Genomic DNA, 23,534 nt, shown 5'->3' with positions numbered 1-23,534 from the left:
AAACCCGCCACCTGGAAGCGCGGCTGAACACCGCGCCTTAAACAATAGCGCCCGCACCATCGATCGGCTATGGTCCCGCCGGTTTTATGACGGATCAAAAAAATGTCAGTTGAGAGAACCACGGCCGCGGGCGGCATGGAAACCTCCTATGGTTTCAAGCGTGTAGGGGCTGGCGACAAGCAGTCCCTGGTCAACGATGTTTTCCACAAGGTCGCCAACCGCTACGACCTGATGAACGATCTGATGTCGGCCGGCCTGCACCGGCTGTGGAAGGATGCCATGGTCACCTGGCTCAATCCTCCAAAAAGGCTCGGATGGCGTGTGCTGGACGTTGCCGGTGGCACCGGTGACATCGCCTTCCGCATCGTCGATGCCAGCCACGGCAATGCCCATGCCACCGTGCTCGACATCAATGGTTCGATGCTGGCCGTCGGCCGCGACCGGGCCGAAAAGAAAGGCCTCTCCGGCAACACCGATTTCGTCGAGGCCAATGCGGAGGAACTGCCCTTCGCTGACGCCACATTCGACGCCTACACCATCGCTTTCGGCATTCGCAACGTGCCGCGCATCGATGTCGCGCTCACAGAAGCCTTTCGCGTGCTGAAGCCGGGCGGGCGCTTCCTGTGCCTGGAATTTTCCGAGGTCGAGATGCCGCTGCTCGACAAGGTCTACGAAGCCTGGTCGTTCAACGCCATTCCAAAGATCGGCAAGATGGTCGCCGGCGACGGTGAGCCCTATTCCTATCTGGTCGAATCGATCGCCAGGTTTCCCAATCAGCAGAATTTCGCGACGATGATTTCCCGCGCCGGCTTCGATCGCGTTTCCTTCCGCAATTATTCCGGCGGTATTGCCGCGCTTCATTCGGGCTGGAAGCTTTGAGGCTGGCTCGCATTTCTCACAATCGACGTGTCCTATGCCGGTTCGAAGAGCCGGCAGGTCGAGCGCGGCCATGAGCACCGTCAGCGCGGGATTTCGGCTCGTACGGGCCGGCTGGGTGCTGGTCCGCGAGGGCGTCGTCGCGGCGTTGCCGGGCGAGGAACTGTCTGGCCTGCCGAAATTCGGTTGGCGGCTGGCGCGGCTGTTCACCCGCCGTCGCGCGCTGGCCTATGAGCGCAGCGACCGGCTGGCCAAGGCGGTCGTCCGGCTCGGTCCATCCTACGTCAAGCTCGGCCAGTTCCTGGCGACACGGCCCGACGTCGTCGGCAACGACATGGCGCTCGATCTCGCCATGTTGCAGGACAAGATGCATACCTTCCCCAGGATAGAGGCGATCGCGGCGATCGAGGCTTCGCTCGGGCGCAAGGTCGGCGATCTCTATGCGCAATTCGGCGACCCGGTCGCAGCCGCTTCCATCGCCCAGGTCCATGCCGCCGACACAATCCATGACGGCGTTGCCACTAAGGTGGCCGTGAAAGTCATCCGGCCGGGCGTGCGCCGCCGCTTCTTCCATGATCTCGAAAGCTATTTCCTCGCCGCCCGTCTGCAGGAGAGATACATCCCGTCATCGCGCCGGCTGCGGCCGGTCGAGGTCACCGAGACGCTGGCGCAGACCACCAAGATCGAGATGGATCTGCGTCTCGAGGCGGCTGCCCTTTCGGAACTCGGCGAAAACACCAAGGACGATCCCGGCTTTCGGGTGCCATCCGTCGATTGGGAGCGCACCGGCCGCGACGTGCTGACCATGGAGTGGGTCGACGGCGTCAAGATGAACGACATTGCCGGCCTGGAAGCTGCCGGCCATGACCTGAAGGCGATCGCGGCAAACCTCGTCCAGTCGTTCCTGCGCCACACGTTGCGCGACGGGTTCTTCCATGCCGACATGCATCCGGGCAATTTGTTCGTCGAGGCAAACGGCACCATCGTCGCCGTCGATCTCGGCATTGCCGGCAGGCTCGGCAAGAAGGAGCGCCGCTTCCTCGCCGAGATCCTCTACGGCTTCATCACGCGCGATTATCTGCGCGTCGCCGAGGTGCATTTCGAAGCCGGTTATGTGCCGCGCCAGCACAATGTCTCCGCTTTTGCGCAAGCCATCCGGGCGATCGGCGAGCCGATCCATGGCCAGCCGGCCGAGACCATTTCCATGGCCAAGCTTTTGACGCTGCTGTTCGAAGTGACCGAACTCTTCGACATGGCGACGCGGCCCGAATTGATCCTGCTGCAGAAAACCATGGTGGTGGTCGAAGGCGTGGCACGCACGCTCGACCCGGTCTTCAACATGTGGAAGACGGCCGAACCGGTGGTTAGCGGCTGGATCGCCGGCAACCTTGGCCCACGTGGCATGATGCTCGATGCGCGCGATGGCGCCAGGGCGCTGCTCACGCTGGCCCGCCAGGCGCCCGAGCTCGCGGCGCGAACCGACCGGTTGTCGCGCGAGATCGACCTGATGGCCGAGCACGGCCTGCGCTTCGATCAGACCACCGCGCACGCCATCGGCAAGGCCGAGGCGCGTTACAGCCGTTCCGGCCGCTGGGCGCTGTGGGTCATCGCGTTGACGCTGGTCTATATCGCCTGGAAGCTGATCTGAGCTCTCAATGACAGCAGTGCAGGCATTGCTGTCATTGAAAGCAACGCTTTCATGGACTACGTTGAGGTAAGGAGCAAAAACATGAGCACACTTACCATCCGCAATCTCGACACCAACGTGAAGCAGAAACTGCGTGAGCGAGCTGCCGTGAGGGGAGTCTCAATGGAAGAGGAAGCGCGTAGCGTTCTTGCCAAGAGTGTTCTTTCGGACGGTGTAGACCAAGACCCTCGGGGAGAGTCCCTTTATGCCGCGATTCGTAGGCTGGTTGAGCCCCATGGCGGTTTCGATATCGAGTTGCCGGAGCGCGGCCCTACGCGCGAGCCACTGAAATTTGACTAACCATGTTCGTGCTGGATACGAATGTTATCTCGGAAACCTTCAAACCACGGCCGGATGCAGGGGTGGCTACCTGGATGGATAGCTCGCTCGCGACCCGCTCATACGTCACGGCGATGACCAAGGCAGAGCTGCTCGTTGGACTTGCGAACATGCCGGATGGAAAGCGTAAGGCTGCACTGGGTAGTGTCATCGGGGCCTTTTTCACCACATGGCTCAAGACCCCCGTGCTCGCGTTCGGAGACCGTGAAGCCGAAGCATACGCGGAGATTGTTTCGAACAGACGATTTCTGGGACGTCCTATCCGCGAATTTGACGCACAGATCGCCTCGGTTGCTCGCTCGCGGGGCTTTGCGGTAGTGACTAGAAATGTTGCTGACTTTTCCGATTGCGGTATCAACATAGTCAATCCTTGGGAGAGTGCATGAGCCTCTCCGGCAAGCGCATCCTGCTCATCATCGGCGGCGGCATCGCCGCCTACAAGGCGCTGGATCTGATCCGCCGGCTGCGCGAGCGCGGGGCCGCGGTGCGTGTGGTGATGACATCGGCGGCGCAGGAGTTCGTCACCACGCTGTCGGTCGGCGCGCTCTCGGCCGACCACGTCTTCACCGAATTGTTCGACCGCCAGGACGAGCACGATGTCGGCCATATCAGGCTGTCGCGCGAGGCCGATCTGCTGGTGGTGGCACCCGCCACCGCCGACCTGATGGCCAAGCTTGCCAATGGCCACGCCAACGATCTGGCCTCCACCGTGCTCATCGCCACCGACAAGCCGGTATTGATAGCGCCGGCCATGAACCCCAGAATGTGGGCGCATCCGGCCACCCGCCGCAACCGCGCGACGTTGCAGAAGGACGGCATCGCCTTTATCGGCCCGGCCAGGGGCGAGATGGCCGAAAGCAACGAGGCGGGCGAAGGCCGCATGGCCGAGCCGCTGGAGATCGTCGCCGCCATCGAGGCGCTGCTCGACGCCAGCCCCAAGCCGCTGGCGGGGCGCAAGATCATCGTCACCTCCGGTCCTACGCATGAGCCGATCGACCCGGTGCGCTACATTGCCAACCGTTCGTCCGGCAAGCAGGGCCATGCCATCGCGGCGGCACTGGCCAGGCTCGGCGCCGATGTGCGTCTCGTCTCTGGCCCGGTCGGTATTGCCGATCCGGCCGGAGTGAAGACCATTCATGTCGAACGTGCGCAAGAGATGCGAGACGCTGTGGAACAGTTGCTGCCCGCTGACGCAGCCGTGTTCGTTGCCGCCGTGGCCGACTGGCGAACCGAGAATTCAAGCGGTGAAAAGATCAAGAAGGTCGCTGGCGAAGGCCCGCCGGTGCTGCGCATGGTCGAGAATCCCGACATCCTCGCCGGCGTCGGCCATCACAAGCAGCGACCCGGCCTGGTTGTCGGCTTCGCCGCCGAGACACAGGATCTCCTGCGCAACGCCGAGGCCAAACTCAGAAAGAAGGGCGCCGATCTCATCGTCGCCAACGACGTGTCGCAGGGAAGCGGCGTCGGCGCTTCGGGCGTGATGGGCGGCGATCGCAATCGGGTGCGGATCGTGTCGAAGGCCGGCGTTGAGGAATGGCCAGAGATGAGCAAGGACGAGGTGGCGGCGCGGCTCGCCGCCCTGATCGCCGAAAGGCTTAAAACAATCGTCGTTTGAGCCGACGCAAAGGCGCCCTGCCGCCACGTTCTGCTGCCGTGACGCACCGCCCCTGCCCCGAGACGGCATTCAGGTGGCGCGCTTCCAGTCCAGCGGCTCTACATCAATTGGTCAAAAGCTCCGCGGTTCGGGCGAGCGCGCCGGCGAAGCCGTTGAGCGGGATGGAAAAGCTCACCGCTTGTCCGGTGTCGGCCGCGAAGGCGTCGATCTTCAGGGTGGTGCCCGATTTCAGCAGCGGCGTGACAGACGCATCGAACGCCACCGGCACCAGACAGCCGACGACCTGACAGGTATTGAATGCCAGGCTGCCATCCAGCTTCTGGTCGTCGATGGTCAGGCTGACCCCCTTGGCCAGCGCCAGGCCGAACGGCAGCGCGAGCGTTCCCGTGGCATCCTCGCCGGTCTTGCTCGACAGCTCGATTGCCAGCAGGCGCTGGTTGTTTTGCTTGTTGAATTGCTGATGCGACAGGCTGCAGACCTTGGTCGCGCCCGATATCTGGCAGTTGACCGTCCAGTCGCCATGGGTTTCGGACAGTGCCGACGCGCCACCAGGCAGTTGCGGTGCATCGGCGGCAGCAGGGGCCGCGACCGCCTTGTCGCTCTTGGTTTGCGCTGCCACGGCCGGCACACCGACGGCGCAGGCAACACCCAGCATCGCCAGCCAATACACGTACTTCCTCATCGAGATTCTCCCGCCGCTCGAAGGCGCCATTGTACCAAATGCCGACGCCATTGACGCCATTCAGCTCAACGCCAGCGTCGACCCGATAGAGCGGCGAATCGACCGTCTCCGTCAAGTGCAATGCGGGGTTGCCAGGCAGATTCTGTGTCGCCGGGAAGGCTCATCCAGCGGTCGACAGGCCGATTTCGTTTCGATCAGCGCCTGGACATGGCACAGCTAGACAGACGCCCCTATATTAAGGTCAGGATTTCTTTTGCGCGGGAATGAGCGGATGTCGGCGCTTCGACTATCAACGATCTTCATATCGGCGATGCTGACCTCGGCAATGCTGGCGGGCACTTGCCTGCCCGCTTCCGCACAAGCCCTCAATTCCACCGGCAACGACGCGCTGATCCGGCAGAACGACCTGCAAATCCTGGAGAACAGGGTGCAGCGGCAGCAATATCAGCAGCAGCAGCAGCAGGATCGTGCCCAGGACCGCCAGACCGTCCGGCAACCGCCACCGGTCGTGCAGCAGTTCAGGCCAAGCTGTCAGACGCAGATAATCGGCACCACCGCCGTGAGCAATTGCCGCTGACATTCAGGCCTTTTTCATTTATTTAGCCGACTTAGGTATTGCGAGTGTCTTTCGGCACCAGCGAAAGTTTTGGTTTTGCAACGATGCCTTGTCGCGCTATGCGGCATTGCATCGACCGGATTGGCAAATGGCAGCGACCAAGAAAAAGGCCGTACGCAAGGCAAAGAAGGGCGAGACGATCCGCCAGGTGGCGGCTATTCCCTTTCGGCTGAACGCGCACGGCGATATCGAGGTGATGCTGGTCACGTCGCGAACCACCAGGCGCTTCATCGTCCCCAAGGGCTGGCCGATGAAGGGCAAGAGCGGACGCAAGGCAGCCACCATCGAGGCGCAGGAGGAAGCTGGCGTGCTCGGCAAGACGCTGAGCCAGCCGGCGGGCACCTATTCCTACTGGAAGCGCCTGGCCAACCGTTTCGTCCGCGTCGACGTCATCGTCTATCTGCTCGAGGTGACGGAAGAACTGGCCGACTGGCAGGAAGCCAAACGACGCCAGCGGGCCTGGCTGGCGCCGGCCGACGCGGCCGTGCTCATCGATGAGCCGGACCTTTCGACGCTGGTGAAAACGCTGACGATTGCCCGGCCCGTGACGGCTGCCACGGCCTGAGACCAAGCCTCACTCGCCTGTGTCGTCCCCTTCGGGGAACGGCCGCACCGGGGTGCCGGTATAGGTCCACAACCACTCGCGCGGCAGCGGCCCCTTGTTTCGCTCGGCCTGCTGCGACTGCTCCCAGGCATGCGCCAGGATGCCGACCGAGCGCGACAGCACGAAAAGCCCGCGCGTCAGTGCTGGCGGAAAACCGAGTTCGCCATAGATGACGGCGGTGGCGCCATCGATGTTGAGCGGTATCTTCTTGCCCTTGCGCCGCGCGACATCCGCCTCGATCGCCTCGGCAATGTCGGCGAAACGTCCATTGACGACGCCACGCTCAGCAAATTCGCGGGTCAGTTCCAGCAAGCGCGGAGCGCGCGGGTCGATGGGATGGAAGCGGTGTCCTAGCCCCGGCACATAGCCCTTCTCCTCGGCGAAGAACCGGTCGAGCCGTGCCGGGACCGCTTCATTCAGCGTCATCCCGGCATCGATCGCCACTGCAATGTCACCGTAGAAGGAAAGCGCCTGTTCGCCGGCGCCGCCATGCACGTCGCCGAGAACGTTGATGGCCGAGGCCATGGCGCTGTTGATGCCGACGCCGCAGGTCGCAGCCATGCGCGCGATGGCGATCGATGGCGCCTGCGGTCCGTGGTCGACGGCGGCACCCAAGGCAATGCCGAGCAGCGATGCCTGGTCCTCGCTGGGCAGTTCGCCGCGCAGCATCAGCCAGATCATCGCCGGGAAGCTGACGCGGCCGATCAGATCCTGGATCTCGTAGCCGCGCAGCCGGATGACACCCGGCCGCATCTCGATGATGTCGGTCTGCCACCATTCCTCGCCGCGCTCACGGCCGGTCTTCTCCTCCGTGCCGCTCATGCTCGTGCCTTTGCTTTGGCGCGCGGTGGCAGGTCCGCGAACACCTCATCCATATGCTCACCCAGCGCCGGCGGCGGTTTCGTCGGCAAGGGTGCCGCGCCATCGACCATGAAGCCGCCGCGCAGGACGGTCAGCGACTTGTCCATGCCAGCCACATCATCAAAATTCGCGGTCACCTGGCGTTCCAGCACTTGCGGCTCGGCCAGCACTTGCGGGATCGTCAGCACCCTGCCGGCGGGCACACCGGCACGATTAAGCGTCTCTTCCCAGTCTGCCGCCGAGGCGTTTCCCAAGGCAGCCTCGATCTCGACTTTAAGCGCCGCACGGTTGCGCTTGCGCGTCTCGCGCTCGGCAAAACGAGCATCCAAGGCCAGGTCTGGCCGGCCGATCAGCCGGCACAGCGTCACGAACTGCTCCTGCTTGTTAGCAGCGATGTTGATGAGCCCGTCGCCGGTGCGAAACGCACCGGAGGGTGCCGCGGTCATGTTCTCGTTGCCCATCGGCTTGGGGTCGATACCTGCGGTCAGATAGTTCGAAACCGGCCAGCCAAGCGCGGAAAGCGTGCATTCGAGCATCGAGACGTCGAGGAAGGCACCCTCGCCGCTCGTCTTCTGTCGGACCAGCGCCGAAGTGATCGCGAACGCGCCGACCAGGCCGCCCAACGTGTCGGCGACGGGGTAGCCGACACGCAACGGTGCTGTTTCCGGCGTGCCGGTGATGCTCATGATCCCCGACAGGCCCTGGATGATCTGGTCATAGGCGGGATTGTCGCGCATCGGACCGGTCTGGCCAAAACCCGAAATCGCGCAATAGACGAGGCCAGGACGCACCGCCTTCAACGCCTCGTAACCGAGACCGAGCCGATCCATCACGCCGGGGCGGAAATTCTCCACCAGCGCATCGGCGCTGGCGACCAGATCGAGGAAGCGCTCGTGATCGGCTTGCTTCTTGAGGTCGAGCACAACAGATCGTTTGCCGGCGTTCTGCGCCAGGAACGAGGCTCCCATGCCGGCGCTGTTCAGTCTTGGCGAGCCGCCGAGCTGGCGGGCCAGGTCGCCGCCTTGCGGCGCCTCGACCTTGATCACGTCGGCCCCCAGCAGCGCCAGCTGATAGGCGCAATAGGGGCCGGCCAGAACGTTGGTCAGGTCGAGGACGCGGATACCGGAAAGCAGGTCTGTCATGGCATCAGGGATCGATCAGGCATCGCCAGGCACATGCTCCGGTCCGCGCCGACGCCGATGCTCGATGAAGGCCCAGATATGGGGGCCGGCGAGGCCGATGAAGGCCAGCGTCAGCAGCGTCAGCGACAGCTTGTGGGTGTAAAACACCGACCAGTCGCCATTCGAGATGGTCATCGCCCGGCGGAATTGGGTTTCGGCGAGCGGCCCCAGGATCATGCCGATGATGACAGGCGCGGTCGGAAAATCGAAACGCCGCATCAGGAAGCCCGCCGCCCCCAAGAGATAGAGGATGACGAGGTCGATGGGCGACTGCGAAATGCCGTAGGTGCCGACCGTGGCGAACACCAGGATGCCGGCATAGAGCTGCGGCGCCGGGATTTTCAAAAGCCGCACCCACAGCCCGATCAGCGGCAAATTGAGGATGACGAGGATGACGTTGGCGATGAACAGGCTGGCGATCAGCCCCCAGACGAGATCGCCCTGAGTCGTCAGAAGCAGCGGCCCCGGATTGATGCCGTAGCTCTGGAAGGCCGACAGCATGATCGCCGCCGTCGCCGAGGTCGGCAAGCCGAGCGTCAGCATCGGCACCAGCACGCCGGCGGCCGACGCATTGTTGGCGGCCTCGGGGCCGGCGACGCCCTCGATGGCGCCAACAGTGCCGAACTCCCCCTTGTGCTTCGACAGCTTCTTTTCGATGGCATAGGACAGGAAGGTCGGGATTTCGGCGCCGCCTGCCGGCATGGCGCCGATCGGGAAGCCGATTGCGGCGCCGCGCAGCCAGGGTTTCCACGAACGCCCCCATTCGGCCGTCGTCATGTAGAGCGAGCCCTTCAGCGGCACGATCTCGTCCTTACCGGCATAGCGGCGCGAAGCCATGTAGAGCGTCTCGCCGACGGCAAACAGGCCGACCGCGGCAATAATCACGTCGACGCCGTCGAGCAGTTCGGTCGTGCCGAAGGTGAAACGCGGCTGCCCGGTCTGCAGGTCGACGCCGATCATGCCGATGACGAAGCCGGCGAACAGGCTGGTCAGGCCGCGCACGGAAGACGAGCCGAGCACCGCCGAAACGGTGATGAAGGCCAGCACCATCAGCGAGAAATATTCGGCCGGGCCGAAGGCCAGCGCGAATTTGACCACCACCGGCGCCAGGAACGCGACGCCCATCGTGCCGATCGTGCCGGCGACGAACGAACCGATCGCCGAGGTGGCGAGGGCCGCGCCGCCGCGGCCGGACCGCGCCATCCTGTTGCCTTCCAGCGCGGTGACGATGGTGGCGCTTTCGCCGGGCGTGTTGAGCAGGATCGACGTCGTCGAGCCGCCATACATGGCGCCGTAGTAGATGCCGGCGAACAGGATGAAGGATGCTTCCGGCGCCACCTGATAGGTGATCGGCAAAAGCAGCGCGATGGTCAGCGCCGGCCCGAGACCGGGCAGCACACCGATGGCGGTGCCAAGCGTGGTGCCGAGCAGGCACCACAGCAGGTTGACGGGGGTGAAGGCGACCGAGAAGCCATGTGCGAGATGTCCGAGCGTTTCCATGGCGTCAGCCCCTCAACATGGTGATGAACGCGTCGATGACCGTGTTGAGCTGGGTCTCGATGAAACCGGCACCGATGTTGACGCCGAGCGCCCTGGCGAAGCCGAAATAGGCGGCCAGCGCCAGGATCAGGCCGAGAACCGCGTCGCGCAGCGTACGCTTGCTGCCGAAGCCGTAGCAGACCAGAACGAACATGATGACGGACGCCGCCGTGAAGCCGAGCGGCTGGATGAGCAGCAGATTGGCGATCAGGCCGATGACGACGAAGCCCATCGCCTTCCAGTCGGTCGGCGTTTCCTTTTCCTCTTCAGGCTGCCAGCCGCCGCGAAGCGCGGCGAGGATAAGCAACAGCGAAAGCACCACCAGACCAATCATGGTGAGGTAGGGAAAGACGGTCGGGCCGACCTTGGAGTAGAGCGGCGACACCGGGATCGCCAGCGTCTGCCAGGCGACAGCGCCGGCGCAGGCCAGCAGCCCGATGCCGATCAACAATTCCGGCACGGCAAGGCGCGACGGCGCCGCCTGCTGGTCGCTGCTGCTCATGATTGTCCTCCAGGGATAGCTGGCCCAATATCATTGGCGAGAAGGGGCGACTTGCGCCGCCCCTATTGGGGAAAGATCAGGCAAGCCCGAGGTCCTTCAGGATCGCTTCGATACGGGCAGAATCCTCGGTGACGAATTTCGCATAGTCGTCGCCGGCGAGCAGGATCTGCGTCCAGTTGCGGTTCTTGCACTCGGTCGCCCAGGCATCGCTCTTGGCCATGGTCTCGACCAGCGTGATCATCGCCGCCTTGTCGGCATCGGAAATGCCGGGCGGTGCGAAGACACCGCGCCAGTTGAACAGTTCGACATCGATGCCGGCCTCCTTCAGCGTCGGCGCGTCGATGCCGTCCTGGCGCTTATCGGCCGAGATGGCGAGCAGCCTGAGCGCGCCCGCCTTGACCTGCTCGGAGAATTCGCCAAAGCCGGAGATGCCGGCCGCGACCTGGTTGCCGAGCAGCGCCGACAATGCCTCGCCGCCGCCGGCGAACGGCACGTAGGACAGGTTTGTCGCCGGCACGCCGACGGTCTTGGCGATCAAGCCGAACAGGATATGGTCCGAACCGCCGGCCGAGCCGCCGGCGACGGGAACCTTTGTCGGATCGGCCTTGAGCGCGGCGACGAAATCGGCGGCCGTCTTGAACGGCGACTCGGCCGGCACAACCAGCGCCTCGAACTCGCCGGTGAGGCGGGCGATCGGTGTGACTTGCGTCAGATTGTTGGCAGCCTTGTTGGCGATGATGGCGCCAACCATGACCATGCCGGCAACCATGAGCGAATTGCCCTTGCCGTTCCACTGGCTGATGAACTGCGGCAGCCCAACCGTGCCGCCGGCGCCGCCGACATTGGTGATCTGCGAACCGGAGATGAGTTTTTCACCGCGCAGCACCTGGTCCATCGTGCGCGCCGTCTGGTCCCAGCCGCCACCCGGCGCTGCAGGCACGAAGAGCTGTATCTGGGGTGCGCCCTCCGCGAAAGCGGGAGAGAGGTGCGACGCCACCAGGCCGGCGGCGCCCGCGGCTGCGGTGCTCATCAAAAATCTGCGTCTGTTCAGCATGGGATTCCTCCAAATCACGACACCTCCTCCGGTGCCCGCCAAAACGCGCCTGCATTCCAGACCCGTAATCGAGTTCAAGCAGATGTTACGGAGTTCTGTCAACGGGAACGATATTCTACTGGACAGAACGATTTGGCGGAGCGACACAGTCGCTCCGCTCGGCTTCTTCGGACAGGAACCGCCATGGACTCACCAAGCAAATCGGCAGACGCGGAAATCCGGCGCGCGTCGGCCGAAGGTGTTGCAGCACTCGATCGGGCGATTGCCATCCTCGATGCCTTCACCACGGCCGACCGGTCGCTCAGTCTGGCCGAAATCGCGGGGCGCACCGGCCTTTACAAGAGCACGATCCTGCGGCTTGCGAATTCCCTTTTGCGCGGACGATTGCTCGAGCGCCTCGACGATGGGCGCTATCGCGTCGGACCGGCGACCTTCCGGCTCGGCGCGCTCTATCAGCGTTCGGTCGTGGCGGTCGATATCCTGTTGCCGATCATGCGCGACCTCTCCGAGCGAAGCTGGGAAAGCGTTGCCTTCTATGTTCGCTCCGGCGACGTCCGCACTTGTCTCTATCGTGTCGAATCCAAGCACCCGATCCGCTACACGATCCGTGAAGGCGACGTGTTGCCTTTGCTGGTCGGCTCGGGCGGCCGCGTGCTTGCGGCGTTTTCAGGCCAGCAGGGCGAGCCCTACGAGACCATCCGCAAGACCTGCAACTGTCTCGCCGTCGGCGACCGCGACCCCGAAACGGCGGGCGTGTCGGCGCCGGTGTTCGGGCCGGGACACGCCCTTCTCGGCGCCCTGACCCTGGCCGGACCAAGCACGCGCGTCGACGCGGCGTTTCTCCAGCGCATGAAACGCCCGCTGCTCGAGGCAGCGGCCCGCGCCACCCGCGCCTTCGGCGAGGACGCTTCCATGCTTGAGCAGGCAAGCCTCGCGGCGGACGCCAGGCCGTAGAATGCGTCCTGGTTGGGAAGGCTCGTTCAATTCAGTTTGACCAGAACCACACGGCGGTTCTTGGCGCGGCCCGCATCGTCGTCATTGCTGGCGACAGGCGCCATCATGCCGGCGCCGGCAGCGGTCAACCGCGCCCCGTCGATACCGAATTTCGACACAAGTGCCGCCTTGACCGCTTGCGCCCGTCGCGACGACAGGTCGAGATTGTAGTCGAAGGCGCCTTGGTTGTCGGTGTGGCCGACGACGATCACGGCCATGTCAGGGTCGTTGGCCAGCAGCGTCGAAATCTCCTTCAGCGTCGGCTCGGACTCCGGCTTTATGTCGGCCTTATCGGTGTCGAAGAAGATGCCGTAGAGCGAAATGCTGCCGGTGGCGGAGAGCGAATCCGCCATCTTGGCCGCCTCGACGACCACCATCTTCTTGTCGCGCGCCTTGGGTTCCAGCACCTGGACGACGGCAACGGTGCGGCCGTTGAGTTCCTTGCAGTAGAGATCGTCGGTCATCGTATAGGTCTGCACGGTGACATAGGCGTCGCCGCCGTCCTGCGGCGCCTTGGCTGAGAAATAGCGCTGGTCGTTGATGCCTGAGGTCAGCGCGCAGGCTCCGTTGGAAAACGCCGCGTCCTTCAGATCGCTCTCATGGAACGAATACATGGTCAGGCTCATGTCACCACCGCCGCCGCTCGACGAACGGTCGGCGGCGCCACCGCATTCCTCCTTCTTGCATTCGAACAGGATTTCGCCACCGGCCGCCTCGATCACATCCTGATAGTTGCGCAGTACTTCGAGCGGCGAGCGCTCGGCCGGCAGCACATAGGCAATGCGGGTCAAAGCGCCCTCGACTTCGGCCTTCTTGTCGGGTGCGAAGACACGGTTGTTCATCGCATCGCGCGCGTCTGGGTCGGCGCTCAGCTTCAGCGGCGACAGCGGCACGCTGAAATCCGTGAAGGCCAATTTCTCATAGGAGACGATGAACGAGCCTTCATAGCGCTTGGCGAGATGGTTGTCGGCGGCGCCCTCGATATCGGCGGTGGGTACAGTCGCGTCGGCTGCCGCCAGCCGTCCGGCCAGCATGAGCGCCAGTACTGCCCAAAAAAGAATTTGAGCTATCGTCTTGAATGCACGCATCGATCGTCCCCCTTCGCGTTGCGATCGATGCTAGCAGAGCGGATATGTCCAGTCGATGACGCAGCGTCACCGCGCCAGCAGGATGGTCGGGGCGTCGTGATAGATGGTCTTTACCACTTCCCGATAGCCGCATTTCGCAGCGACCCTCAGCGAAGCGCCGTTTTCCGGATCGATGATGCAGACGGTCTTCTCGCGCCCGAACGTCTCTTCGCCCCATGCCAGGACGCGGCCGACCACCTCGGTGGCGAAGCCTGCCCCGTGCACGGCCGGAACCAGCGCCCAACCGGCCTCGGGAATGCCTTCGATCGACGGCTCCATATCGCGCTTCAGGTCGTGAAATCCGGCCTCGCCGATGAAACGGCCCGTCGCCTTCTCCTCGATCGCCCAGAAGCCGTAGCCGAGCAGCGACCACAGGCCGGCGTGACGCAGGAAGCGCATCCAGCTTTCTTCGCGCGTGCGCGGCTTGCCGCCGATGAAACGGGTGACGACGGGATCCGTCCACATCGTGGCATAAGCCTCGAAATCCTCCAGCCGGTGTGCGCGCAGGATTGTTCGCTTCGTCTCGATGACAGGGACGCTGGTTGCTTGCGGATTGTTCATGGGACTGCCTCGCACGGATCGTCAGCGTTTAGCAAATCGCGGATACGGTGCAAGGGCCAAGGCGATACGGGCCATCATCCAGGCGCCGCTATGGGAATTTTGCGCGACGGTGTTATTTTTCACGGCAGGCTGATTCATCACCTGCAATCGCACCCTTTTTCAGGTGCGGGCCGGCATCGACAGACCCAAGGGAAACAGCATGGACACCACCGATCTTGTGCTTGCCATTGTCCATCATCTGCTGGTGTTTTCGCTGGCGGGGATCATCGGCGCCGAATTCGTCCTGATCCGCGGTGATCTGCCCGCCGCGACGCTCAAGCGGCTCGCCGGCATCGACCGGCACTACGGCATCATCGCCGCGCTGATCATCATCGTCGGCATCGGCCGCGTCTTCTATGGCCTCAAGGGCTGGGAATTCTACGTCTACAACTGGGTGTTTTGGGCCAAGATCGCGGCGTTTGGCGTGGTCGGCCTGCTGTCGATCATCCCGACCGTCCGCTTCATGTCCTGGAACAGGCAGGCGAGCGCCAATCCCTCGTTCCTGGTGCCGGCGACCGAGCTTGCATCCGTGAAGACCTACATCCGCGCCGAGGCTTTCATCTTCCTGCTCATCCCGGTCTTCGCGGCGGCGATGGCGCGCGGCTACGGCTATTAGGAGAGACGCCCATCTCCCAACGCCTTCCCATTGAAAGCGGATGGTTGCGGATATCGGCAGTTTGCCGTTTGAGTCCGGTTGCTATTTGCTAGCTAGCGCTAGTTGTTGCTTGATCCGCGGCCTGTGTTGAGAGGAGCACCGCAGCGGATGGCGTTTCATATCCTGGGAGGAGATCACGATGAGAAGATTTGTCGCCGCTCTGGCTGCCGTTGCGGCCGTCACGCTTTATCCGTTCACTGTTGGCGCACAGACCTATCCTGAACGCACCATCACCGTTGTGGTGCCATTTGCGGCCGGCGGCCCGACCGACACCGTCACGCGTCTCGTCGCGGAAGCCATGTCGAAGGATCTCGGCCAGCAGGTCATCGTCGAGAATGTCGGCGGGGCCGGCGGCACGCTGGGTGCGGGCCGCGTCGCCAACGCCGAGCCGGACGGCTACACGCTGCTCCTCCATCACATCGGCATGGCGACGAGTGCCACGCTGTACAGAAAGCTCGCCTACGACACGCTGAATGCCTTCGAATATGTCGGCCTCGTCACCGAGGTGCCGATGACCATCGTCGGCCGCAAGGACCTGGAGCCGACCGATCTCAAGGGGCTTGTCGACTATGCCAAGGCCAACAAGGATTCCATCACCGTCGCCAATGCCGGCATTGGTGCGGCTTCGCATCTGTGCGGCATGCTGTTCATGAGCGCCATCAAGACGCCGCTGGTCACCGTACCCTACAAGGGCACCGGCCCGGCGATGACCGATCTGCTTGGCGGCCAGGTCGACATCATGTGCGACCAGACGACCAACACCACAAAGCAGATCCAGGGCGGCACGATCAAGGCCTATGCCGTCACCTCGCCGGAACGCCTCGATGTGCTGAAGGACGTCCCGACGACGATTGAGGGCGGCCTTCCAGAGGTGCAGGTCGGCATCTGGCACGGCCTCTACGCACCCAAAGGCACGCCCGCCGAGATCACCGAGCGCCTGTCGAAATCGCTTCAGGTCGCACTGAAGGACCAGAACGTCGCGGCCCGCTTCGCCGAACTCGGCACCAAGCCCTCGCCCGAGGCCGACGCCACGCCCGCCGCGCTGAAGGCCAAGCTAGAAAGCGAGATCGCGCGCTGGAAGCCTATCATCGAAGCCGCCGGCCAGTACGCCGACTGAGGTTATGAACGGGGCGCTGACAGCGCCCCGTTTTCGCTTCGACCCCGTTTTCGCATTGCAACGGCGCGCCCGCGGCGCGGGTCTGGGAGAACGTCATGAAACCTTTCGCAATCGACAGGGCCAACGGCCTATGCGCCGCGCTGTTCATCGGTTTCGGCGCGTGTTTCGCACTGCAGTCGCTCGGCCTCGAAATCGGCACGGCCTTCCGCATGGGACCAGGCTATTTTCCCCTGGTCCTGGCGATCGTGCTGATCCTGCTTGGCGCCGTCATCCTCGTCCAGGCGGTGCGCTTCGAGGGCGAAGCGATCGGTCACATCGCGTGGCGCGGCATGCTGCTCATCCTGCCTGCTCCGATCTTCTTTGGCCTGACAGTGCGCGGCCTCGGCTTCATTCCGTCGATCTTCCTCACGGCGCTGATCGCGTCGTTTGCCAGCCGCCGCATGAAGCCGCTGACCGCGCTCGTGCTGTCGGCCTGCCTGACGCTGTTTGCATTCCTGGTCTTCAGCTACGCGCTCGGCTTGCCGTTCCGGCGCTTCGGCCCATGGCTGGCATTCTGAGGAGACGAAATGGAACTCCTCGACAACCTCGCGCTCGGATTTTCGACGGCGACATCGCTGACCAACCTCGGTTTCTGCCTGATCGGCGTCCTTCTCGGCACGCTGATCGGCGTCCTGCCCGGCATCGGCGCCACCGCGACCATCGCCATGCTTTTACCCATCACCTTCCAGATCGGCGACCCGGTTTCCTCCCTCATCATGCTCGCCGGCATCTATTACGGCGCGCAATATGGTGGCTCGACCACCGCCATTCTCATCAACATGCCTGGCGAATCCTCGTCGGCTGTCACCGCCATCGACGGTTACCAGATGGCCAGGAACGGCCGCGCCGGGGCGGCACTCGCGATCGCGGCCATAGGCTCGTTCTTTGCCGGCACGGTGTCTACCTTTCTGGTCGCCATCTTTGCCCCGCCGCTGACGGCGATCGCGCTGAAATTCGGCGCGGCCGAGTATTTTTCACTGATGATCGTTGGTCTCGTCTCGTCCGTTGCACTCGCCCATGGCTCGATCGTCAAGGCGCTGGCCATGGTCGTGCTCGGCCTGCTGCTCGGCATTGTCGGCACCGACATCTACACCGGCACGCCGCGCTTCACGCTTGGCATCCGCGAATATGCCGACGGGCTGAATTTCGTCGCGGTGGCGGTCGGCGTCTTCGGCGTCGCTGAAATATTGCGCAACCTCGAAAACGAGGATGAGCGCTCCGTGATGATCCGAGAGGTCACCGGCCTTATGCCGACCCGCGAGGATTTTCGGCGCATGGCAGCGCCCATCGTGCGCGGAACCATTATCGGATCGGCGCTCGGCATCCTGCCGGGAGGCGGTGCGATCCTGGCAGCCTTTGCCTCCTACACGGTCGAAAAACGCGTGTCGAAAAACCCGGGGGAATTCGGCAAAGGCGCCATCGCGGGCGTCGCCGGCCCGGAATCGGCCAACAATGCCGGCGCGCAGACCTCCTTCATCCCGATGCTGACGCTCGGCATTCCGGCAAATCCGGTCATGGCGCTGATGATCGGCGCAATGATCATCCAGGGCATCGTGCCCGGCCCCAATGTCGCGATCGAACAGCCGGCGCTGTTTTGGGGCATCATCGCTTCGATGTGGATCGGCAATCTGATGCTGATCGTCCTCAACCTGCCGCTGATCGGACTTTGGGTGAAGCTGCTGACGATCCCCTATTACGTGCTCTTCCCGATCATCATGGCGTTCTGTTCGATCGGCGTCTACAGCGTCAACAGCAACGTCTACGATCTCTACGCCGTCGCTTTCTTCGGCTTCCTCGGCTATCTCCTGACCAAGCTGCGTTGCGAACCGGCGCCGCTGCTGCTCGGCTTCGTGCTCGGCCCGCTGCTCGAGGAAAACCTGCGCCGCGCCATGATCCTCGCGCGCGGCGACCCGAGCACCTTCGTGACGAGGCCAATCAGCGCCAGCCTGCTCCTCATCGCGCTCGCCGTGCTCGTCATCGTCTTCCTCCCCGCGGTCAGGAAAAAGCGCGAAGAGGTGTTTGTCGAGGAGAGCTAGTTGTGCATGGCGACGCGCTTTAAGGTGTCGGATCGAGCGGTGCGAGTTCGACCAGCGGTGCCGGCACGTCCGTCGTCTTCACCTCGGCCTTGCAGATGTCGGCAATGACGCAGGCCGGGCAATCCGGCTTGCGCGCCTTGCAGACATAGCGGCCGTGCAGGATCAGCCAGTGATGCGCGTGGCGCATGTACTCGTCCGGGATGATCTTCAACAACCCCTGCTCGACCTGTTCCGGCGTCTTGCCGGGCGCCAGCCCGAGCCGGTTGCCGATGCGGAAAATGTGCGTGTCGACGGCCATCGTGTGCTGGCCGAAGGCCATGTTGAGCACGACATTGGCGGTCTTGCGTCCAACGCCCGGCAGCTTGACCAATTCATCGCGGTCGTCGGGTACTTCGCCGCCATGGTCGCGGATCAGCGCCTGCGACAGCGCAATCACATTCTTGGCCTTGTTGCGCCAAAGCCCGATGGTGCGGATGTGCTCGCCGATCTTGGCTTCGCCCAGGGCCAGCATCTTCTGCGGTGTGTCGGCGGCCTTGAACAGCGCCCGCGTCGCCTTGTTGACGCCGACATCCGTCGCTTGCGCCGACAGCACCACCGCCACCAGCAGCGTGAAGGCGTTGATATGTTCGAGCTCGCCCTTCGGCTCCGGCCGCTGGACGGAAAAGCGCCGGAAGATCTCGTGCACTTCGGCCGGACTGTAGCGCGACGAGCTGCGCGACGGTCGGGGCCGCGGCTTGGCGTTCGACCCGTCGCGCCGGCCAGGCAGCTCTTTTTTGGATGTGACAGAATCTTTGGACTTGGGGCGCGCCATTTCCCTCCTATAATATTCCCTCATGAGCGACACAAACGCCTCGTTCCAGGCCGACGAGCCTTTCTTTCAGGCGCTACTGACCCCGCACCGGTCGCTGGGCCGGACAGGCTTTTTCATCCTGATGGGCGTGCTGCTGTTCGGCTGGCTGGTGACCGGCGTTTTTTTCCTATCGCGTGGCGCTTGGCCGGTGTTCGGCTTCTTCGGCCTCGATGTGGCCGCCGTCTACATCGCCTTTCGCGTCAACTATCGGGCCGCCCGCGCACGCGAGGAAGTTTCCGTCTCGCGCACCAGCCTCGACATCCGCAAGACGGCACCCTCCGGCAAATCGGAAGCGCATCGCTTCAATCCGTTCTGGGCGCGGTTTTCGGTCGCCCGGCACGCCGAGATCGGCATCACGGGGATGACGGTGGAAGGTCAAGGCCAGAACGTGCCGATCGGATCGTTCCTGGACCCCGATTCGCGCGAGAGCTTTGCCACAGCATTTTCGCGAGCGCTGGCGACCGCCAAGACGCGCTGAGCCAGCGCTTCAGAAGCGATAGCGCAACAGCCTGCCGCAAGAAGGCAAGTTTCGGGTGGCGATCGGCGCCCCAAGGGGCGATATTCCGGCTCAAGGAGACAGTTCCATGAGCACACACACAGCAGTCCTCAAAAAGGACATCACGCCTGAAGGCAGCGACTACGAAATCGTGCGCCGCGCCATCGAGAAGATCAGCCTCGATTATCGCGACCAGCCTTCCCTTGAAGAATTGGCCGAGGAGGTCGGCGAGACGCCGACCGGCCTGCAAAAGCTCTTCACTCGTTGGGCCGGCCTATCGCCGAAGGCCTTCCTGCAGGCGGTGACACTGGACCATGCGCGCAGGCTGCTCGATTCCGGCATGCCGCTGCTCGAAACCTCGTTCGAACTGGGCATGTCCGGCCCGGGCCGGCTGCATGATCTCTTCGTCACACACGAAGCGATGTCGCCGGGCGACTACAAGACGCGCGGCGTCGGGCTCACCATCCGCTACGGCTATCATCCCTCGCCGTTCGGCACCGCCCTGATCATGGCCACCGACCGCGGGCTTGCTGGCCTCGCCTTCAGCGATCCCGGCGAGGAACGCGCCGCCTTCGCCGACATGTCCAGCCGCTGGCCCAACGCCATCTATGTCGAGGACATGAATGCTACGGGTCCCTATGCCGCGCGCATCTTCGACCCGACGCTGTGGCGCCCCGAGCAGCCCCTGCATGTCGTCATGATCGGCACCGATTTCCAGGTTCGGGTCTGGGAGGCGCTGCTCAAGATCCCGATGGGCAAGGCCCGCACCTATTCCTCGATTGCCGCCAGCATTGGCGCCCCATCCGCCAGCCGTGCCGTCGGTGCGGCCAATGGCGCCAATCCGCTCTCTTTCGTGGTGCCCTGCCACCGCGCCATCGGCAAATCCGGCGACCTCACCGGCTATCACTGGGGCCTGACCCGCAAGCGCGCCATTCTGGGCTGGGAAGCGGGACAGGTTTCATAATATCGATTTTTCCAGTTGTTGCACAGAAATATGTGGATATACGGATTCTGAACTACAAGTACGATTTTACTTTTTTCTTTTCTTCATACAACCAAGGACAATCTCCGGTTTAAGCAATTGTTACTTCGACAATTTATTTTAGTTAACTCTAAATTAACCACGATAAAGTGATGATGACCCTGTATTAATTCGGGCGATCCGGCTTAATAGGAGGTCTCGATGACGTTGTTTCGCGCCGCCTTCGGCGCAGCTCTGCTGGTTGCCAGCATCGACCAGACTGCGTTGGCCACGACGCAGAATGTCATCTTCAATGGCACGATCGCGCCCACCTGCACGCTTGTCGTTGCCACCAACGGCACGATGACCGCCAGTCCAGATCTCCAGTCCCTCAGCTCCCACAACAGCGGCGGTTCTGCTGGAACCGTGACGCTGACGACGACCGGAGGCGTGTCGCTCAGCGTCGATCCGGTCACCACCGTGACGGTGCCATCGGCGGATATCACGTCGACAACCTGGACGCCGACCTACTCCGCTGCTGGTGCCCACTCTATCGTTGAGACCGGCTCGGCAACCAGCATCGGCACACCCGGCGCCGATCTCGTCTCGGTCCACCTCGCCGGTACCAAGGGCGGCAGCAACCGCTTCGCCAACGGCAACTATCAGGCAACGGTAACGCTGCGCTGCGAATGACGCCGTAGCGAAGGAGGGTCCTTGAAACATGCTCGTATTCTGGCGACGGCACTGGCCGTCGGGCTGGCTCCCATTGCCGCCAAGGCGCAGTCGATGTCGCCGATGCGTGGCGAGATCAACAGCTTCACCGACGTCTTCGCGGTTCGCGTTTTCCCCGCCAATCCCTACGACCGGAAGATCCGGGTCGAAATCCACGTCTACGATCAGGATTTTCAGCCGGTAGACGCCAGAATTTCTCCGAATGTCTTCCAACTGGCTTCCCAGGCTTCCCGTTCTGTCCTTGTGGTCGTGCCTTTTGACGGCGCCGCCGAGCGTAAAGTGCGTATCTGTACCGAAAGCATCCCCTTTCCCAATCAACAGACGCAGATAAGGGCACAGATATGCGGAAAGTTTTTTGGGCGCCGCAAGTCCTGACACTAGCGCTCGCGGCTGCTTGGGCTGGGGTCTCGCCGGCTATGGCCGAAGATGTTTACAACCTCAACCAGAACGAGAGCGGCTTCAACCTGCCCGGCGTCACCTTGCCCCAGGGGCAGGATGAGGTCCATGCCGCGGACGGCACCACTTGCCGCTCCGCCGTCTCCGGCTCCGGCGCTTATGTCGATCTCGGCGTCATCAGAGGCAACAGCCGGTCGAACAATGACGTCGCCACTTACGGCCGCGTGGTGATCCCGATCGGGCGCACGCCGAAGCGCGTCGATTGCAGCCGTCTCTACGAGCTTGAGGTCGAGCGCCTGCAGCTGGAGCTGAAACTCCTCAAAATGGGCCTCGGCGCCGATGGCCAGACGGCGAGCGTGACCGCCAGCGCTCCCGCGGGCGCATCTCCCGGATGGGCCAACGAAGGCTGGAGCATCAGGACCGGAAATGGCGATGGCAAGAACAAGAAAAAGAAATAGCCGCGCGCTGCTTGCGATGGCAGCACTTGCCGGCTTCTGCCTTCCGGCGCAGGCGGCGATCATCGGCACCTGCACCATCATGGTCGGGGCGTCGGGAACGATGAAGGCAAATCCCGCCATCAGCATACTGGGCTCGAAACAGGCGGGCGGATCAAGCGCGAGCGCCACCGTCGTAGCAAGCTCGCTGCTGTGTTCCGTGCTCAATCTGCTGGACTGCTATTCGGTTTCGGCGCCGGCGCCAGCCGCATTCTCGTCCGCACCGAGCGGCGGCGGCACCAACGTGACCTTCGCCTCGGTCTTCCGCCTCGACGGCTCGGGGGTCGACATCAACGGGAGTGTGCCGCAGCGGGTGGTCAACGGCACCCACCCCATGCAGGTCGATCTCACCGCCACCAGATCGAGCGGCATCTTTCCTGCCGGCAACTATCAGGGCACGGTCACCGTGCGCTGTGAATAAGGCTACGATACCTCAAATCAAGCTGGACCATTCGCGTGGTCTGGCAAGCCGCGGCCTTACAGGTTAGCTTCCCGCGCGATTGGAACGACCTTGGTTCGCCCGGACGCACAAAGGACGCTTCGACACTTGAATTTGCGCTGCCAGGAGGCCTTGCTTGATTATCGTCATCGGCTCGATCAACCTCGACCTTATCGCCAATGTCGACCGCTTGCCGAGCCCCGGCGAGACGGTAGGCGGCTCGGCCTTCACCACCGCGCCCGGGGGCAAGGGCGCCAACCAGGCGCTGGCCGCAGCGCGTGCCGGCGCCTCGGTGCGCATGGTCGGCGCCGTCGGCAAGGACAGCTTCGCCGCCGAGACGCTGGCGTTGCTGCGCGACGGCAAGGTCGACCTGTCCGGCGTTGCCGAGACCCACGCCTCGACAGGCACGGCACTGATCATGGTCGCCGACGATGGCGAGAACATCATCGCCGTGGTGCCGGGCGCCAACGCTTCCGTGGTGCCCGGCGACCTCTCCAAGGCCTTCTTCAAAAAAGGCGATGTCGTGCTGCTGCAAAATGAGATCCCGCTGGCCACCGTCGACGCCGCCCTCGACCAGGCAAGAACGGCCGGTGCCATCACGGTGCTCAACACCGCGCCTTTCCAGGGGCAAGCAGCCGGCTTTCTCGGCAAGGCAGACTATGCCGTCGCCAACGAAACCGAGTTCGACCTCTATGGCGAGGCGTTGTCGTTGCAAGGCCGCGACCGGCCTGCACGGATGCGCGACTTTGCCGGGAAAACCGGCCGCACCATCGTCGTCACGCTCGGCGGCGACGGCGTAATGGCGGCGACGCCAAGCGACTTCCTGACCGTTCCGGCACGCAAGATCACCCCTGTCGACACGGTCGGCGCCGGGGACACGTTCTGCGGTTATTTCGCCGCCGGCCTGTCGTCGGGTCTCACGCTCGAACAAGCATTGGTGCGCGCCGGCGCGGCCGGCTCGCTGGCCTGCCTGAAGCCGGGCGCCCAACCGGCGATACCGCTGGCCAAGGATGTCGACCAAGCATTGCAGGAAACCCGCTGAG

General features: G+C 63.5%; 28 protein-coding genes. 19 read left to right on the top strand and 9 right to left on the bottom strand.

Annotated features, from left to right (window positions below):
• Positions 1 to 102: 102 nt before the first annotated feature.
• The 5 genes from ubiE to coaBC all read left to right on the top strand — a co-directional run bounded on the left by ubiE (position 103) and on the right by coaBC (position 4,517).
• On the top strand, positions 103 to 879 hold the full coding sequence (gene ubiE, locus ACSQ3L_RS09590; protein WP_436159713.1) for a bifunctional demethylmenaquinone methyltransferase/2-methoxy-6-polyprenyl-1,4-benzoquinol methylase UbiE: 777 nt from the start codon (positions 103 to 105) through the stop codon (positions 877 to 879).
• A gap of 70 nt (positions 880 to 949) precedes the next feature.
• Positions 950 to 2,524, top strand: a complete 1,575-nt coding sequence (gene ubiB, locus ACSQ3L_RS09585; RefSeq protein WP_436159712.1) for a 2-polyprenylphenol 6-hydroxylase — start codon at positions 950 to 952, stop codon at positions 2,522 to 2,524.
• 81 nt (positions 2,525 to 2,605) lie between these two features.
• Positions 2,606 to 2,863: a FitA-like ribbon-helix-helix domain-containing protein gene (locus ACSQ3L_RS09580; protein WP_224675269.1), complete on the top strand. Its 258-nt coding sequence runs from the start codon at positions 2,606 to 2,608 to the stop codon at positions 2,861 to 2,863.
• Positions 2,864 to 2,865: 2 nt separating this feature from the next.
• Complete coding sequence (locus tag ACSQ3L_RS09575; RefSeq protein WP_436159711.1) at positions 2,866 to 3,288, top strand: type II toxin-antitoxin system VapC family toxin; 423 nt, start codon at positions 2,866 to 2,868, stop codon at positions 3,286 to 3,288.
• Entirely contained in the window at positions 3,285 to 4,517 is a 1,233-nt protein-coding gene (gene coaBC, locus ACSQ3L_RS09570) for a bifunctional phosphopantothenoylcysteine decarboxylase/phosphopantothenate--cysteine ligase CoaBC (protein ID WP_436159710.1), read from the top strand. The genes ACSQ3L_RS09575 and coaBC overlap by 4 nt, the downstream gene beginning before the upstream one ends.
• A gap of 103 nt (positions 4,518 to 4,620) precedes the next feature.
• On the opposite strand, the gene ACSQ3L_RS09565 is transcribed toward coaBC, so the two are convergent.
• A complete protein-coding gene (locus ACSQ3L_RS09565; protein ID WP_436159709.1) occupies positions 4,621 to 5,199 on the bottom strand; it encodes an invasion associated locus B family protein in 579 nt (192 codons plus the stop codon).
• Positions 5,200 to 5,470: 271 nt separating this feature from the next.
• Here ACSQ3L_RS09565 and ACSQ3L_RS09560 point away from each other — a divergent pair, with 271 nt between their 5' ends.
• Together ACSQ3L_RS09560 and ACSQ3L_RS09555 are read left to right on the top strand one after the other, a co-directional pair.
• Entirely contained in the window at positions 5,471 to 5,776 is a 306-nt protein-coding gene (locus ACSQ3L_RS09560; RefSeq protein WP_436159708.1) for a hypothetical protein, read from the top strand.
• Between the two features lie 127 nt (positions 5,777 to 5,903).
• Positions 5,904 to 6,380, top strand: coding sequence for an NUDIX hydrolase (locus tag ACSQ3L_RS09555; RefSeq protein WP_436159707.1), 477 nt, complete (start codon positions 5,904 to 5,906; stop codon positions 6,378 to 6,380).
• A 9-nt stretch (positions 6,381 to 6,389) separates the two neighbouring features.
• Here ACSQ3L_RS09555 and ACSQ3L_RS09550 read toward each other — a convergent pair whose 3' ends face one another.
• The 5 genes from ACSQ3L_RS09550 to ACSQ3L_RS09530 all read right to left on the bottom strand — a co-directional run bounded on the left by ACSQ3L_RS09550 (position 6,390) and on the right by ACSQ3L_RS09530 (position 11,556).
• Complete coding sequence (locus ACSQ3L_RS09550) at positions 6,390 to 7,241, bottom strand: citryl-CoA lyase (RefSeq protein WP_436159706.1); 852 nt, start codon at positions 7,239 to 7,241, stop codon at positions 6,390 to 6,392.
• The gene (locus ACSQ3L_RS09545) at positions 7,238 to 8,422 is read right to left on the bottom strand and encodes a CaiB/BaiF CoA transferase family protein (protein WP_436159705.1); all 1,185 of its coding nucleotides are present in this window, start codon (positions 8,420 to 8,422) and stop codon (positions 7,238 to 7,240) included. The genes ACSQ3L_RS09550 and ACSQ3L_RS09545 overlap by 4 nt, the downstream gene beginning before the upstream one ends.
• 15 nt (positions 8,423 to 8,437) lie before the next feature.
• On the bottom strand, positions 8,438 to 9,961 hold the full coding sequence (locus tag ACSQ3L_RS09540; RefSeq protein WP_436159704.1) for a tripartite tricarboxylate transporter permease: 1,524 nt from the start codon (positions 9,959 to 9,961) through the stop codon (positions 8,438 to 8,440).
• A gap of 4 nt (positions 9,962 to 9,965) precedes the next feature.
• On the bottom strand, positions 9,966 to 10,502 hold the full coding sequence (locus ACSQ3L_RS09535; protein WP_436159703.1) for a tripartite tricarboxylate transporter TctB family protein: 537 nt from the start codon (positions 10,500 to 10,502) through the stop codon (positions 9,966 to 9,968).
• Between the two features lie 76 nt (positions 10,503 to 10,578).
• A complete protein-coding gene (locus ACSQ3L_RS09530) occupies positions 10,579 to 11,556 on the bottom strand; it encodes a Bug family tripartite tricarboxylate transporter substrate binding protein (protein WP_436159702.1) in 978 nt (325 codons plus the stop codon).
• A gap of 183 nt (positions 11,557 to 11,739) precedes the next feature.
• Between ACSQ3L_RS09530 and ACSQ3L_RS09525 the strand changes: the two genes are divergently transcribed.
• Positions 11,740 to 12,510, top strand: coding sequence for an IclR family transcriptional regulator (locus ACSQ3L_RS09525; protein WP_436159701.1), 771 nt, complete (start codon positions 11,740 to 11,742; stop codon positions 12,508 to 12,510).
• 26 nt (positions 12,511 to 12,536) lie between these two features.
• On the opposite strand, the gene ACSQ3L_RS09520 is transcribed toward ACSQ3L_RS09525, so the two are convergent.
• Positions 12,537 to 13,637: an OmpA family protein gene (locus ACSQ3L_RS09520; protein ID WP_436159700.1), complete on the bottom strand. Its 1,101-nt coding sequence runs from the start codon at positions 13,635 to 13,637 to the stop codon at positions 12,537 to 12,539.
• Positions 13,638 to 13,703: 66 nt separating this feature from the next.
• Complete coding sequence (locus ACSQ3L_RS09515) at positions 13,704 to 14,237, bottom strand: GNAT family N-acetyltransferase (RefSeq protein WP_436159699.1); 534 nt, start codon at positions 14,235 to 14,237, stop codon at positions 13,704 to 13,706.
• A 199-nt stretch (positions 14,238 to 14,436) separates the two neighbouring features.
• Here ACSQ3L_RS09515 and ACSQ3L_RS09510 point away from each other — a divergent pair, with 199 nt between their 5' ends.
• The 4 genes from ACSQ3L_RS09510 to ACSQ3L_RS09495 all read left to right on the top strand — a co-directional run bounded on the left by ACSQ3L_RS09510 (position 14,437) and on the right by ACSQ3L_RS09495 (position 18,123).
• Entirely contained in the window at positions 14,437 to 14,892 is a 456-nt protein-coding gene (locus ACSQ3L_RS09510) for a DUF2214 family protein (RefSeq protein ID WP_436159698.1), read from the top strand.
• A gap of 178 nt (positions 14,893 to 15,070) precedes the next feature.
• On the top strand, positions 15,071 to 16,048 hold the full coding sequence (locus ACSQ3L_RS09505) for a tripartite tricarboxylate transporter substrate-binding protein (protein WP_436159697.1): 978 nt from the start codon (positions 15,071 to 15,073) through the stop codon (positions 16,046 to 16,048).
• A 95-nt stretch (positions 16,049 to 16,143) separates the two neighbouring features.
• A complete protein-coding gene (locus ACSQ3L_RS09500; protein ID WP_436159696.1) occupies positions 16,144 to 16,605 on the top strand; it encodes a tripartite tricarboxylate transporter TctB family protein in 462 nt (153 codons plus the stop codon).
• 9 nt (positions 16,606 to 16,614) lie between these two features.
• The gene (locus tag ACSQ3L_RS09495) at positions 16,615 to 18,123 is read left to right on the top strand and encodes a tripartite tricarboxylate transporter permease (protein WP_436159695.1); all 1,509 of its coding nucleotides are present in this window, start codon (positions 16,615 to 16,617) and stop codon (positions 18,121 to 18,123) included.
• Between the two features lie 19 nt (positions 18,124 to 18,142).
• On the opposite strand, the gene nth is transcribed toward ACSQ3L_RS09495, so the two are convergent.
• Complete coding sequence (nth, locus tag ACSQ3L_RS09490) at positions 18,143 to 18,934, bottom strand: endonuclease III (protein ID WP_436159694.1); 792 nt, start codon at positions 18,932 to 18,934, stop codon at positions 18,143 to 18,145.
• A gap of 22 nt (positions 18,935 to 18,956) precedes the next feature.
• On the opposite strand from nth, the gene ACSQ3L_RS09485 reads away from it, so the two are divergent.
• The 7 genes from ACSQ3L_RS09485 (at position 18,957) to ACSQ3L_RS09455 (ending at position 23,533) form a co-directional block, all read left to right on the top strand.
• Entirely contained in the window at positions 18,957 to 19,451 is a 495-nt protein-coding gene (locus tag ACSQ3L_RS09485) for a DUF2244 domain-containing protein (RefSeq protein ID WP_436159693.1), read from the top strand.
• A 106-nt stretch (positions 19,452 to 19,557) separates the two neighbouring features.
• Entirely contained in the window at positions 19,558 to 20,433 is an 876-nt protein-coding gene (locus ACSQ3L_RS09480; RefSeq protein ID WP_436159692.1) for a methylated-DNA--[protein]-cysteine S-methyltransferase, read from the top strand.
• A 219-nt stretch (positions 20,434 to 20,652) separates the two neighbouring features.
• Entirely contained in the window at positions 20,653 to 21,123 is a 471-nt protein-coding gene (locus tag ACSQ3L_RS09475) for a hypothetical protein (protein ID WP_436159691.1), read from the top strand.
• A 21-nt stretch (positions 21,124 to 21,144) separates the two neighbouring features.
• Entirely contained in the window at positions 21,145 to 21,537 is a 393-nt protein-coding gene (locus ACSQ3L_RS09470) for a hypothetical protein (RefSeq protein WP_436159690.1), read from the top strand.
• Complete coding sequence (locus ACSQ3L_RS09465; RefSeq protein ID WP_436159689.1) at positions 21,504 to 22,016, top strand: hypothetical protein; 513 nt, start codon at positions 21,504 to 21,506, stop codon at positions 22,014 to 22,016. Before ACSQ3L_RS09470 ends, ACSQ3L_RS09465 begins: the two co-directional genes overlap by 34 nt.
• A complete protein-coding gene (locus tag ACSQ3L_RS09460) occupies positions 21,991 to 22,473 on the top strand; it encodes a hypothetical protein (protein ID WP_436159688.1) in 483 nt (160 codons plus the stop codon). Before ACSQ3L_RS09465 ends, ACSQ3L_RS09460 begins: the two co-directional genes overlap by 26 nt.
• 154 nt (positions 22,474 to 22,627) lie before the next feature.
• Positions 22,628 to 23,533, top strand: coding sequence for a ribokinase (locus ACSQ3L_RS09455; RefSeq protein WP_436159687.1), 906 nt, complete (start codon positions 22,628 to 22,630; stop codon positions 23,531 to 23,533).
• The last annotated feature ends 1 nt before the right edge of the window (position 23,534 follow it).

The sequence above is a fragment of the Mesorhizobium sp. LjRoot246 genome, from assembly GCF_964254115.1.
Taxonomy (GTDB): Bacteria; Pseudomonadota; Alphaproteobacteria; order Rhizobiales; family Rhizobiaceae; genus Mesorhizobium.
Note: the sequence above shows the minus strand (reverse complement) of the source record. Positions and strands in the feature narration are given on the sequence as shown.

Coding starts and splice junctions, on each gene's coding strand:
- ubiE (WP_436159713.1), top strand. CDS start 103: ATGTCAGTTGAGAGAACCACGGCCGCGGGCGGCATGGAAACCTCCTAT.
- ubiB (WP_436159712.1), top strand. CDS start 950: ATGAGCACCGTCAGCGCGGGATTTCGGCTCGTACGGGCCGGCTGGGTG.
- ACSQ3L_RS09580 (WP_224675269.1), top strand. CDS start 2,606: ATGAGCACACTTACCATCCGCAATCTCGACACCAACGTGAAGCAGAAA.
- ACSQ3L_RS09575 (WP_436159711.1), top strand. CDS start 2,866: ATGTTCGTGCTGGATACGAATGTTATCTCGGAAACCTTCAAACCACGG.
- coaBC (WP_436159710.1), top strand. CDS start 3,285: ATGAGCCTCTCCGGCAAGCGCATCCTGCTCATCATCGGCGGCGGCATC.
- ACSQ3L_RS09565 (WP_436159709.1), bottom strand. CDS start 5,199: ATGAGGAAGTACGTGTATTGGCTGGCGATGCTGGGTGTTGCCTGCGCC.
- ACSQ3L_RS09560 (WP_436159708.1), top strand. CDS start 5,471: ATGTCGGCGCTTCGACTATCAACGATCTTCATATCGGCGATGCTGACC.
- ACSQ3L_RS09555 (WP_436159707.1), top strand. CDS start 5,904: ATGGCAGCGACCAAGAAAAAGGCCGTACGCAAGGCAAAGAAGGGCGAG.
- ACSQ3L_RS09550 (WP_436159706.1), bottom strand. CDS start 7,241: ATGAGCGGCACGGAGGAGAAGACCGGCCGTGAGCGCGGCGAGGAATGG.
- ACSQ3L_RS09545 (WP_436159705.1), bottom strand. CDS start 8,422: ATGACAGACCTGCTTTCCGGTATCCGCGTCCTCGACCTGACCAACGTT.
- ACSQ3L_RS09540 (WP_436159704.1), bottom strand. CDS start 9,961: ATGGAAACGCTCGGACATCTCGCACATGGCTTCTCGGTCGCCTTCACC.
- ACSQ3L_RS09535 (WP_436159703.1), bottom strand. CDS start 10,502: ATGAGCAGCAGCGACCAGCAGGCGGCGCCGTCGCGCCTTGCCGTGCCG.
- ACSQ3L_RS09530 (WP_436159702.1), bottom strand. CDS start 11,556: ATGCTGAACAGACGCAGATTTTTGATGAGCACCGCAGCCGCGGGCGCC.
- ACSQ3L_RS09525 (WP_436159701.1), top strand. CDS start 11,740: ATGGACTCACCAAGCAAATCGGCAGACGCGGAAATCCGGCGCGCGTCG.
- ACSQ3L_RS09520 (WP_436159700.1), bottom strand. CDS start 13,637: ATGCGTGCATTCAAGACGATAGCTCAAATTCTTTTTTGGGCAGTACTG.
- ACSQ3L_RS09515 (WP_436159699.1), bottom strand. CDS start 14,237: ATGAACAATCCGCAAGCAACCAGCGTCCCTGTCATCGAGACGAAGCGA.
- ACSQ3L_RS09510 (WP_436159698.1), top strand. CDS start 14,437: ATGGACACCACCGATCTTGTGCTTGCCATTGTCCATCATCTGCTGGTG.
- ACSQ3L_RS09505 (WP_436159697.1), top strand. CDS start 15,071: ATGAGAAGATTTGTCGCCGCTCTGGCTGCCGTTGCGGCCGTCACGCTT.
- ACSQ3L_RS09500 (WP_436159696.1), top strand. CDS start 16,144: ATGAAACCTTTCGCAATCGACAGGGCCAACGGCCTATGCGCCGCGCTG.
- ACSQ3L_RS09495 (WP_436159695.1), top strand. CDS start 16,615: ATGGAACTCCTCGACAACCTCGCGCTCGGATTTTCGACGGCGACATCG.
- nth (WP_436159694.1), bottom strand. CDS start 18,934: ATGGCGCGCCCCAAGTCCAAAGATTCTGTCACATCCAAAAAAGAGCTG.
- ACSQ3L_RS09485 (WP_436159693.1), top strand. CDS start 18,957: ATGAGCGACACAAACGCCTCGTTCCAGGCCGACGAGCCTTTCTTTCAG.
- ACSQ3L_RS09480 (WP_436159692.1), top strand. CDS start 19,558: ATGAGCACACACACAGCAGTCCTCAAAAAGGACATCACGCCTGAAGGC.
- ACSQ3L_RS09475 (WP_436159691.1), top strand. CDS start 20,653: ATGACGTTGTTTCGCGCCGCCTTCGGCGCAGCTCTGCTGGTTGCCAGC.
- ACSQ3L_RS09465 (WP_436159689.1), top strand. CDS start 21,504: ATGCGGAAAGTTTTTTGGGCGCCGCAAGTCCTGACACTAGCGCTCGCG.
- ACSQ3L_RS09460 (WP_436159688.1), top strand. CDS start 21,991: ATGGCAAGAACAAGAAAAAGAAATAGCCGCGCGCTGCTTGCGATGGCA.